The sequence below is a fragment of the Kibdelosporangium philippinense genome (assembly GCF_021390435.2).
In the GTDB taxonomy this organism is placed as follows: Bacteria; Actinomycetota; Actinomycetes; order Mycobacteriales; family Pseudonocardiaceae; genus Kibdelosporangium; species Kibdelosporangium philippinense.
In genome coordinates this window covers 304,279-315,121 of sequence record NZ_JAJVCN010000005.1, presented here as the reverse complement: position 1 = coordinate 315,121, position 10,843 = coordinate 304,279, and the positions used below count along the sequence as shown (strand labels likewise).

Below are 10,843 nucleotides of genomic sequence, written 5' to 3'. Positions count from 1 at the left end.
TTACGTCCCACCAGGCCGAGCCAACCGTTTCTGAACAGGAACTGCTCGCTTGCCCATTGCCACGAGTTAACTGCCCCTGCCCTGGTTGGCTGCCATCGCCCGACCACGCCTGGTTGCGGATCGACAAGCGTTACCTGACCGTCGACACCAAACAGACCAGCGAGTGCGGTGAGATCGATCTCGGCCTTGCGTCGACCGCTCATAGCAGTTCCTTATCCTCAATCAGGTCGGACTCATCCAGGACGGAGCTGGAGTGCTGCTGCTGCGGGTTGATGATCCGAATACTCCACAGGTGGATCGCGGAAGTTGGCTGCCAGCTGTTCATCTCTGGAGTTGGAGGCTCCAGTACGCCGGCGTCCGCGAGCTGCTGGCATGCAATCTCGGCAAGCCGTCCGGGACCACGCTGGCCGCGGTAGCGGCGCGCCCACCATGGGGCCTGCTCAAGGTGCTTCCGAAGCAGTGCCGCTGCCAGTTCAACACTGACGGGCGCGGCCGGGTCCTGTCGATGAGCAAGCTCGAAAAGCAGTACCAAGGCGGCCTGTTGTTCCTGAGTCCGTACACGGGGGAACTCGCACTCCGTAGTACCGCCCTCCGGATCGGCGACAGTCCACCAATCTCGGCGAATGACGCAGACGAGGCCGGCCGCGGCTGCCGCCGTTGTGGCTCGGCGACGCCCAGCTGGTGACGTGAGGTAGCGGCCGACGTCGTGAGACGAGTCAATGGGGACGCCGGGGTCGTCGAGTACAGCGCGCAAGGAGAGGTGACGCCGACGGCGCTCATGTTCACGCATCGAGACGTGTTCTGGAAGGTCGGCTTGATCCGAACACAGCAATTCAATATGCGTTTCTGGCTTCGTAAGGTCAATGTTCAGCAGCGTCGGTGACGGACATGCTTGCAAGGCAATCAGGCGCTCTCGACGTGCTGAGATGAGAAGGTCAGCACGATCGTCTTGCTCGGCAATGTCTACCGGCCTGTCAACCTTGATAACATGCCACTTGAGCAGTAGGCGCACGGCGTCGACGAGCGCGACACGATGGGTGTTTGCGCGAGCGTGTTCCTCACCTGCCTGCGCGACGGGTTGAAACTGTGGAAGTCTGCCCTCGTCAGCTTCAGTGGCACATGTCTGCGCAATATCACGCTGCAGGTCGTTAAAACTCGTCTCAGGGTTGCGCCAGAGCTGCTCGCAGACCAGACACAACAACGTGAGCACCAGTGGAGAGGCAGGGCGTCGTCCGGCGCGTTGCTGGCGGACAAGCAACGGAACTCGGTCGCAGGGAGGCACTCGCCGACGTTTATACAGTCGACATACTCCGTCCGCGGGATGCACCTCTAGACGCCACCCTGTCATCTCGCGGAACCACCGGACAAGTTCGTCATCGTAGAGAGTCGCGAGCCGGAAGAGGTCGGAATCGGCATCCTGGGTAAGCAGAGGGTTCCGCAGCAGCTCGGCAATAACCTGACCACATTCATGATCAACCGAAGACTCGGTCACAATGTCGGGACCGAGAAACTCGTCTTCAAGCATCAAGCCACCTCAACTTTTCCGTGGCTATCTGCATCCAATGATCGAATCTCCACCCGGAGGTCGGGGGCTGTGAGGGTTCCTTCTGCTAGCTGCACTGTCACTTTGCGTCCGGGCTCGCCTACACACAGCCGGAGTTGGCATCGCAATGTAGCCGCAACGCCAAACCCAGTCGAGGTATCGAAAGCAACCATGGCTTCTTCAATGAGTTCGACCAGTACCGTTGTGTGTTCGGCATCCAAATTGGTGAAGTGCTCCAGAGTGACGACGCCCGGAGTGATGAGATCAGCTGAGAGATCCGACAGGCGAAGCAGTTCAAACATCTTTTGTGCTTCAGCAGCTTCACGAACCTTGGCGACGTCCGGAATCTTGCGTGGCCGTCGTGACGATTGAGCGCCAGCATCATGCTCCCGCAGTGTTACATCGGCGCGATCCGGTGTGCTATCAGCGGCGCGCACTGCCGTGGCGATATCTTCAACGGCGGGACGCCGGGGATGGGACGCTGGCCACATACCGAAGGCTGCCGAGAACACCTGATACGCGGCGGCGTCGGAGGGCTGAACGTGAAGCATGCGAGCAATCTGGCGAAAGTCGGAACCGAGGTCACTACCGCGCGTGTTCGCATAGTAACGACGATCAATAGCGCCCAGTAGCGTATGAATCGCGCCCGCCGCAGAGTCAATCAATCGCTCGATGGATCCCCTCGGTTCAAACCACCGGTCGAGATCGTCCAGATGCTGCTTCATTTCGTCCGCCCACGCCTGCTGCCCGTACGGGTCGAGCACTCCAGCGCCACGAAGACCGCGTTCAACCAGGCGGACATGACCAATGGCGCGTAGCTCCATCAGGGCGTCGCGCACTCGAACCAGAGAACGCTCGGTCGAGCGAGCGAATTGACCCAGAGCCGAAAGAATTCGCTCTCGACTACTCAAGAACACTGTGTCATCAGTGACGTCGAATTGAACCAGTGCCGCTACAGCGCCGTAGAAATCACCTGTAGCTGAGACAAGCTGATCGAGGTGCGCGCGTACCTGGGCGAGGTCGGTCGCCAATCGATCAACGTCGTCTCTCGAGTGTTTTATCAGATCATGGACCGTATCGTGGACTGCGTCCAAGAGCCTGGGCGGAAGCTGCAGAGTGCGATCGAGGCTGCTTACAGCATTGCGAACAGCGCGGACAATGACCCGTCCCTTCTTGGTCAACGCCCACGCTTCCTGTCGACGCGTTCCATCGCTCAGCGAGGCCACAGGAGCTGTGTAATCCTTGAACGGCTTGACAAGTTCGGCGTCAACAAAATGGTCGAGGATGTCACGGAGCTCCTCGTTGCTCATACGATCGCGGAACCCGAGATCAACAAGCAAGACCTGGATCTCGGTCAGCGTGACCATCGGAGCGCGTGTGCTAGCCACCAGCAACGCACCCAAGATGGCAGCATGCGCCTCCCGAACCGGCTCGGACGGCGTCGACGCAAACCGCCACAGGTCCGGCTCGATCCGTCTCCACCAGGTGGTCATAGTCCGCTCCAGCCATCAGCCCATGCCTGACATGCGGCGGCGCGCCGCTAAGGGGTCAGTCGTCGTCCGATGGCCGGATAGTGACACCCGCCACCGACAAGATCGGGATGCGGCGAGCGCGGGTGGGTTACCACGTGTTGCAGAGTCTCGTCGTCGTTGCTCTGGTCGGTTTACTTCCGGTAATCCCAATGCCGTAGCCACATTGCGGAAGGTGTAGCTGACTCCGATGCCAGACTGCTGCGAACGCGTTACGTCCTCACACGATCGGGTTGCACACGCGGGTTGGCCAGGCAGGTCCTTAGTGGCGATGTTCGGCGGGGTCGTATTGGGCCGCAATGCGCTTTCGCGTCTCCAGGGCGTCCTGCCGGTTCTCGCAGGGCCAGGCTTTCCATGATCGCCAGGTCACGCCGTCCCGGTAAAGCCTCTTCAGGTGCGCCCGGAACGCTTGGGTCATCCCGAGGCGCACTGGCGTACTTCCAGGGCCGAAGAGGACATAGACCACTTGGGTGCCGCGGAGCGGGATGACGGACCCGTCGAGTCCGTCCCAGCCGGTGTCACCGCTCCAGGTGCCGTCTGGGCTCCTGGGGGTGGCCTCGGCCATCCGTCGAAGTGCGTGGCGGTCGAAGGGGATGACCTTTCTCCAGCGCGCGGCGAATCCGGTGATCCCCCCTTCCCGGACGAGGTCGTAGGCGTCGAGCAGGCCCCATGCGTCCAATGTTCCGGAGCGGTGTGCGGCGGCGGCCTGGCGGATCAGCTCCTCCTCGGCGGCGAGCAGCTGTTCCTGCAGGGCCGCGCGTTCGTCGTGCAGGCGTTGCACTCGCGCGGCAGCCGCTTCGAAAGCCGGCATTTCAGAACTCATCGACCTGGCCTCCAAACTCGCGTAGTCAGGAGCTTTTGCCGCGCCGTGACAGCAACTCGTCCGCCAGGCGGTGTCCCAGCGCGATGCCGATGCCAGTGATCAATCCAGCGGTCAATCTGTCCAGCGGCTGGCGCGTGGGGCGGCCCTCTCGATACCGCATCGGAGCTGCAGCGTCCGGTAGCGCGGTGGGCATGGTGGGCTCGGCGGTGGATGCCTCGGCACCTGGCCGGGGCAATCGGCGAACGTGGTTGACCACTTGTTCGAGTTTCGTACTCACGGGTTGTCCCTCCCAGATCAGCACGTCCACCTGGGCGGACTCGCCGTTGGTCAACGAGGCGAAAGCGCGATCGCTGGAGCAGATCGTGAACAGCATGCAGCCCTCGGCCTGCATCCGTCTCGCGTGAGCCAGCAGCGCGGTTTCCGCAGCGTCCGGGCGAGGCGGCACCCGAAGTGGCGCTACATTCAGGCAGGCGAGCGCGGAGGCCGTAAGGTCGTCCTCGGCATCGTCGGCGGCGTAGGCCGCCACGGCGTGATGGTGTGGTCCGGCGGCGTCGAGCAGGGCGGTGATCCGAGCGCGCAGAGTGCGGGGTTTCGGGCGAAAGCCGACCACGTTCTCCAAGTCGATGAGGACCAGCCGGTCTGTGGGCAGCATCAGCGGTCAGGCCCTCTTCTTCGTGTTCTTCGTGCGTTTGCGCTTGGTGTTCTTGCCCGATTGCCGGCGAGGTCGACCTGCGGCGCTCAGGTCGCGGGAGCTGTTGAGGAAGGAGCTCAGCCGGCCTTCCCAGCAGCGCCCGAGTTCGTAGGCGAGCCGGGTGCCGTGTTCGCACGCGACCCGGTCAGCGGGATCCTCGGCGTGCTCGGCCGCCTGCGGCAGCAGCGTGTTCAAACTCCAGCGCCAATGCCAGGATGCCGCCACGCACAATCCCCGCTGCGGATCGGTCCACCGGCTGGTCCGAGTCGTGGTAGACGATCGCCCGGTCGTCGACGGGAATCTGGAGGTCGTCAGGGACCAGACCGTCCACGGTCTCGATGATCTCGTCGGTATAGGGCAGGGACGGAGCCTCACGCAGCCGCACGGCCACGGCCGCCATCACCGGTCGGGCGTTCCGGGCCAGGACGGCATCATCCAGGTTGTCCTGGGCGAGGAACCCTCCGGCCGCCTCTGCCGTACCGAAACCATGCCACGCCGCCAGCAACGACGCCGCCGTGTCGCTCGGATCTGTCGACCGCAGCCGGGCCATCGCCTCAACGACCAGATCCAGCGCCGTACGCGAACGATCAGCGGAAGGTGTGATGGTCACAACCAGGGACGGTAGTCACCAACACCGTGACACGAACGAGCGAACCCAACCAGAGAACGGTCAATTCAGACCCCAGGCGTAACGTTCACTCGTTCGTGTCGATGTGCCAGTCGGGCTGGCGGCATTGCGCCAGTCAGCCGGTAATGTCGCGCAGCGCGCGCGTCCACGGGCCGGACTGCACCGCCGCGTGACTGATCCCGTTCGTCGATCAGGGTGCGTAGTGCTGGCCCGGCGGCCAGACCGCTCCGACCGCAGCCTGGGACGAACCGCTGGATTCGCGGGTCCGGGCCACCACGCACGACTTGCATTGTGGTGATCCTCTTGTCGCCCTAGAACGGTAGGGATCACGTCTGGATCGACATCGGCCGGTCGGCGGTGGAGCGGAAGATGCCCGTCGGCATTGCACCGAGGATCATGTTCTCGAGGCCAAGAACAGGGCGATCCGCTCGACCCACGGCCAGGAATCGTCCCGTATGCCACCGCTCGAGCCGCCGGGGCGACGCTTCTGCTCGTAGTCACGGCTGGTCTGGCTGGCCTACCGCCGTGGAGGTGGGCAGGGGCAGGAGGTCCTCGCGCACTGCGCGGAGTACTGCGGCGTCGGTCTTGTCCTGGTTGTGGTCCTCGCCGCAGGGGCAGCTGGACCATCGCCGCTGCTGCAGGTTGTCACCGAAGGCGGCGAGCGCGTCCCTGGTCCAGGCCAGGATGTCACCTCCGACCGTCACCGTGGAGTTGATGTCGGAGCGTGTGGTGAGGGCCAGCCCGAGGCCGCTGACGGCCTCGCTGGCTTCCTTCGGGTTGAACCTGCTGGTCGGGTCATCGGCCGCGTCGTTGATGGTGAGGTAGAGCAGGGCCTGCCCTAGCGCTGCGACCAGCCTGCCGACCGCCTTGAGCGGCACCTGCTGGTTCGGGGCGGCGTGGATGTGCGCGTCGCGCTCCTGCATCTGTCGATAGGTCTGGCGCGCCATTTCGCGGCCCCAGTCGTCTTCGATGTAGTTGCGGAGGACCGTGGCCTCGGTGACGTGCAGTTGGGTCGCGATGGCCCGGATGCGGTGCCGCAGTTCGGTCGCCACAATCTCCGGGTCGATGGTGCCGCCCAGCTCTGCGGTCGTGCTGACGAAATCCGACACGAGGGTCCGGAACTTCTGCTCGCTGCCGGTCACGGATGCCGCCACGGTCATGCCTCTTTTCGCGGCGCTGACGACCGTGGTGTCGATCGTCCGGTATTGCTGACAGTGTTCACCAGTACGTCCTTACGCGTTCCCGTCAGCTCTGTGCTTCCAGGCGAGCCCGGAGTTCTTTCAGGGCTTCGTCAAGCGTGACGAGGGCCAGGTCGAGAACGTGGACGCCGTTGCGGTAGTGCTCGAATCCGAGCTGCGCCCATACCTCGGACAAGCGAGCGGTGGCGGCCCGGCGGACGGCGTCGTCGAGGTCGTCATTGTCAGCCAGCGGTGCGGGGTAGCAGACGACCGCGCGGCAGCCGCCGGACAGGCGTTTGATCGCCAGCCCGGTGAGTATCACGCCGTAACCGAAGCCGCGCCATTGCGGGGCAAGTTTGGCGCGGTTGAGGATCAGCAGGCCAGTGCCGAAGGACTCCAACCGCTCGTCGAGGTCGGGGGCCAAGTCGCCCCGGCCCCTCCTGCCGCTGAAGATGGTTTCGGCGATTACGCCGAGATCACCGTCGTGACCATCGAGCACGCCGAACGGATCGCGCGTATCGAATAGATCCATCAGCACGAACTCGATGTCCCCGACATGCGAAGCCGCGGGCCGCGGGCCTTCATCACCGCCCTCGTCGTCGCGAATGTCCGCACTCACCCGCCAGAACGCCGGGCCGTCGTCGGGGTCTGCCGCCCAGTGGTGCTCGTGTGCATAGGACAGGCGAATATCCCACGGATCAGCTGGCGGCGTGCGATCGGCAGTGGTGCGGGTCACCGCAGTGAGTCTTCCAGAGCCGTCGGCCGCTTCGGAGACGGGACCGCCGCCGAACTCTTGACCTTGTCCCTGCCCTCCTCCAACGTGTGGAAGCAGGCGGAGAGGATCTCGGCGTCGGGAACACCATTCCCACCAGGTCGGTCTCGTCCAGCTCATGGTGAGTGCCGACGCGGGGACGAGCACTGTCGGTCTGTGGCCGACGCTTACACCCGCCTGGTGCGGTCGCGGACTAGCAACCCGAGCCGTCATCCAAAGCCCACGTGGATGCCTGTCGATCCCGACGGGATGTCTGGCCGTGCGCGCTGTGGAGGGCGCGTCGCGGCTGATTCCTGTCGGGGGTCTCGCCCAGAATCGACAACCGGGCTCACTCGACCGGGCCCACACCCGTCATCAACCACCGCACGAACCCCCGTCACGAAAGGCGCTGATGAACGCCATCGTCACCGAAACGTCTCCCGAAGCCCTGCGCGAGGCCATGATCGACAAGGTCAAGGATGCCGGCTACGCCCGTAGCCGGTCCGTGGAGGAGGCGTTGCGGGCGGTCGAACGCCATCACTACGTCCCCGACGTGGATCTGGCTGCCGCCTACGCCAACGACATCGTGGTCACCAAACGAGGCGCCGACGACGCGGTCCTCAGCTGCGCATCCCAGCCTGGGATCGTTGCCCTGCTCCTTGACCAACTCGACGTCCAGCGCGGCCATCGCGTGCTCGAGATCGGCGCTGGTACCGGGTACAACGCCGCGCTACTCGCGCACCTGGTCGGCGAGGACGGCCATGTCACGACTATCGACGTGGACGCCGACATCGTCGAACACGCTCGCGAACGCTTGGCCGCCACTGACATCGACAACGTCGATGTCGTGCTCGGCGACGGTGCCTGCGGCCACCAGCCCGGCGCACCCTACGACCGGATCATCGCCTCCGTCGGCGTCTACGGGATACCCGACGGTTGGCTGTCCCAGCTCGTATCCGCCGGAAGGCTGGTGATACCGGCGAGGATTCGCGGAGGTGTGTCTCGTTCGCTCGCGTTCGAGCGGGCTCCCGGCGGAGGCTGGCGCAGCGTCGACGACGCAATGTGCGGGTTCGTCCCATTGCGCGACGGAGTCGCCGACGACCCCAGGCGCAGGGTTGACCTGACCGGCGACAACAGCGTCAAGCTCCAGATGCACCAAGAGCACACCTTCGACCTCGGACGGCTGGCCGGCGTGCTCGACCAGCCGCGAACCGAGGTGTGGACCGGCGTGAACTTCGGCTGGATGGAATCGTTGGAGTGGATGTACCTGTGGCTCACCTGCACGATGGACGGCGCCTTGTGCAGCATGCCTGTCGAGCAGGCGGCTATCGACTCCGGCCTGGTCACTCCGATGTTCCGCTCGGCAATGGCCGTGCCCGGCGAAGGCGAGCTTGCTTACCTCGCCGGCCGCCCCGCTGGACAAGACAGCAACGGCCGTGGACTGACCGAGACCGGCGTCGTCGGCCACGGCCCGGCGGGTAACCGACTGGCGCACCGCGTCGCCGACGAAATCCGCACCTGGGACAGGAACTTCAGAAACCGTGCGGTCCGGTTCGAGGTTCCCGCTGACGACACGGACTTGTCCCACCCCTCGCGCGGCCGGTTCTTCCTCGACCGACCTCATCACCCCATCGCGGTTGTCTGGCAGTAGACCGAGCCACAGGAGAAAGGGTGACCTCTCGGATCATGACCTGGCCTCAGGAGTTTCAGTGACGCCCTCGGCGTGTCGAGCGGCAGGCCGAGAAGCATTTCCCCTTACCGTAAAGTCGGTGGCCGCTGGGCACGGCCCGCGGAGAGGATGTGTCGACGCCGCCGACGAACGCCACTGGAGCGCCGTGCCTGAGCCAGCATTCGCCCCCGAGGACCTGTTCGATGAGGACTACCTGTACTTCTACGCCGAACGGACCGACGAGGCCCACAGCGATGCCGAGACTGACCTGATATGGAGCCTGCTGGACCTCAAGCCGGGTATGGACGTGCTCGACCTGGCCTGCGGACATGGGCGGATCGCCAACCGCCTGGCCAAGCGTGGCTGTCACGTGACCGGACTGGACTCGGCATCCCTGTTTCTTGACCGGGCACGCCAAGATGCTGCCGCCCGCGGTGTCACCGTCGACTATGTCCAGGGCGACATGCGCCACCTGCCGTGGACGGGACGATTCGACCGGGTCATCAACTGGTTCACCGCATTCGGCTACTTCACCGACGGTGATAACAAACGGGTCCTGGCCGAAGTCCTGCGCACGCTGAGGCCAGGTGGGCGGTTGGTGCTCGACCTGAATCACTACGCCTGGTTGATCCGCCATTACCAGCCGGCCAGTGTGAGGGAACTGGATGGTGACCTGCTCATCGATCAAAACCGCCTGGATGTACTGACTGGCCGCAACATCGTTCAACGCACCGTGATCCGTGCCGGCCGCACTCGCCAGGTGCCGTTCTCCGTGCGCCTGTTCACCTTCACCGAACTCCGGGACTGGCTGCTCGACGCGGGTTTCACGAATGTGGCCGGCTACGGCGAGGACGGTACCCCGCTGGCGCCGGAGAACCGGCGCATGATCGTTGTTGCTCAGCGTTGACCGCCATCGGCAACCGAGCCGCCTCGACACGAGCACTTGCGATGCATCGCCGAACGTCGCGAGGACCGCTGTGTCAGGGTGCGGCCAGACGTGGAAACAGCGCTTGAAGATCGCGGGATACCCGGTGTGCGAGTTGCTCGGCGTCGGGCGAGGTCCATTCGTGCCGTGCGCCGACGGTGTGAGGGTCCGTGAGGCGAGCCTCCGCGTTGGTGGTGAACGCGCCCGTCTCGATCGTGGCCATCCAGAGCGGTGCCGGCGGGCGGGGCAAGATCAGCACGGGGTCGCTGCGGTCAGGCGAGAACCGACTCATCCTCTGTCCCGCGGAGGAGGACCAGAATCCCGCAGGCGGAACCATTCCCACGTGGAGGACGAGCCAGCAGGGTGTGGTCGCGCCGGGATCGGTGGCGACCCACAGTGCGTAGCTTCCGGCCATAGTCGCCCCGATCCCCGACCAGCACTCCGCCCGCGGATCCAGGTTCTGCGCGCCGTCTCGACGGAGTCCCAGCATCGCGACTTCCATGGGCCGCAGCAGGTCTGGGTATGCCTCCCGGAGCACGTCCGCCGCGGCGTCGCGCAGCGAGAGATCGCGGTCCGGACGCACGTGCCAGTCGTCCAGCCCTTTCGGCAGTTTTGTCCGCAAGTAGTCCCACAGAGCGGCGACGGCGATCGGCACCCCATGCTCGTTGCGCCGCAGGTGCTCACCTCGCGGGACGCGAACTGACCAGGAGTAGTAGGTGCCTTCCGGTGTCAGGTCGTAGGAGTCGTCATCGACGCAGTGGGAGAACACACAGCCAAGGGAACCGGCCATCTCCGTCATCGCCTGCTCGGTACGCGCCCCGATGTCTGGCGCGGCGCGTTGCTCTGGGTCGCGGACCTCGATGGTCCACACGATCCAGCCCAGGCGTGCCAGATCAGCATCCTCGCCATCGTCCATCCAGTCATTGTTGCGACCGGTAAGCGGTGGGGCGTGCCGGGGTGGCGGCGTCCGACTCGTCAGGACCTTCACTCGTTCGTGGTCGACGCGACGGGTCACGCGAGCAGGCACGGCACCCCTGATTCGGGCAGGATCGAGTCCACCGAGGGCGTTGGTCACCGTCGCCGACCGGCCGCAGCGCCTGGAGCTC

General features: G+C 64.8%; 11 protein-coding genes. 2 read left to right on the top strand and 9 right to left on the bottom strand.

Annotation, left to right across the window (positions count from 1 at the left end; all coding sequences use genetic code 11):
- Positions 1-199: 199 nt before the first annotated feature.
- The 8 genes from LWC34_RS54680 to LWC34_RS54645 form a co-directional block, all read right to left on the bottom strand.
- Positions 200-1,525, bottom strand: coding sequence for a DUF2398 family protein (locus tag LWC34_RS54680; RefSeq protein WP_233734571.1), 1,326 nt, complete (start codon positions 1,523-1,525; stop codon positions 200-202).
- Entirely contained in the window at positions 1,525-3,036 is a 1,512-nt protein-coding gene (locus LWC34_RS54675; protein ID WP_233734570.1) for a DUF2397 family protein, read from the bottom strand. The genes LWC34_RS54680 and LWC34_RS54675 overlap by 1 nt, the downstream gene beginning before the upstream one ends.
- A 298-nt stretch (positions 3,037-3,334) precedes the next feature.
- Complete coding sequence (locus LWC34_RS54670; RefSeq protein WP_233734569.1) at positions 3,335-3,895, bottom strand: hypothetical protein; 561 nt, start codon at positions 3,893-3,895, stop codon at positions 3,335-3,337.
- A 25-nt stretch (positions 3,896-3,920) separates the two neighbouring features.
- Complete coding sequence (locus LWC34_RS54665; protein ID WP_233734568.1) at positions 3,921-4,547, bottom strand: hypothetical protein; 627 nt, start codon at positions 4,545-4,547, stop codon at positions 3,921-3,923.
- A 6-nt stretch (positions 4,548-4,553) separates the two neighbouring features.
- Positions 4,554-4,781: a hypothetical protein gene (locus LWC34_RS54660; RefSeq protein ID WP_233734567.1), complete on the bottom strand. Its 228-nt coding sequence runs from the start codon at positions 4,779-4,781 to the stop codon at positions 4,554-4,556.
- The gene (locus LWC34_RS54655) at positions 4,732-5,196 is read right to left on the bottom strand and encodes a hypothetical protein (RefSeq protein ID WP_233734566.1); all 465 of its coding nucleotides are present in this window, start codon (positions 5,194-5,196) and stop codon (positions 4,732-4,734) included. Before LWC34_RS54655 ends, LWC34_RS54660 begins: the two co-directional genes overlap by 50 nt.
- A gap of 515 nt (positions 5,197-5,711) precedes the next feature.
- Positions 5,712-6,374 carry a hypothetical protein gene (locus tag LWC34_RS54650; protein WP_233734565.1) on the bottom strand — a complete coding sequence of 221 codons (663 nt, stop codon included), beginning with the start codon at positions 6,372-6,374 and terminating at the stop codon, positions 5,712-5,714.
- 85 nt (positions 6,375-6,459) lie between these two features.
- A complete protein-coding gene (locus LWC34_RS54645) occupies positions 6,460-7,128 on the bottom strand; it encodes a hypothetical protein (RefSeq protein ID WP_233734564.1) in 669 nt (222 codons plus the stop codon).
- Between the two features lie 427 nt (positions 7,129-7,555).
- On the opposite strand from LWC34_RS54645, the gene fxlM reads away from it, so the two are divergent.
- Together fxlM and LWC34_RS54635 are read left to right on the top strand one after the other, a co-directional pair.
- A complete protein-coding gene (gene fxlM, locus LWC34_RS54640) occupies positions 7,556-8,794 on the top strand; it encodes a methyltransferase, FxLD system (RefSeq protein WP_233734563.1) in 1,239 nt (412 codons plus the stop codon).
- A gap of 118 nt (positions 8,795-8,912) precedes the next feature.
- A complete protein-coding gene (locus LWC34_RS54635) occupies positions 8,913-9,719 on the top strand; it encodes a class I SAM-dependent methyltransferase (protein ID WP_233734562.1) in 807 nt (268 codons plus the stop codon).
- Positions 9,720-9,792: 73 nt separating this feature from the next.
- Here LWC34_RS54635 and LWC34_RS54630 read toward each other — a convergent pair whose 3' ends face one another.
- Positions 9,793-10,653: a hypothetical protein gene (locus tag LWC34_RS54630; RefSeq protein WP_233734561.1), complete on the bottom strand. Its 861-nt coding sequence runs from the start codon at positions 10,651-10,653 to the stop codon at positions 9,793-9,795.
- Between the last annotated feature and the right edge of the window lie 190 nt (positions 10,654-10,843).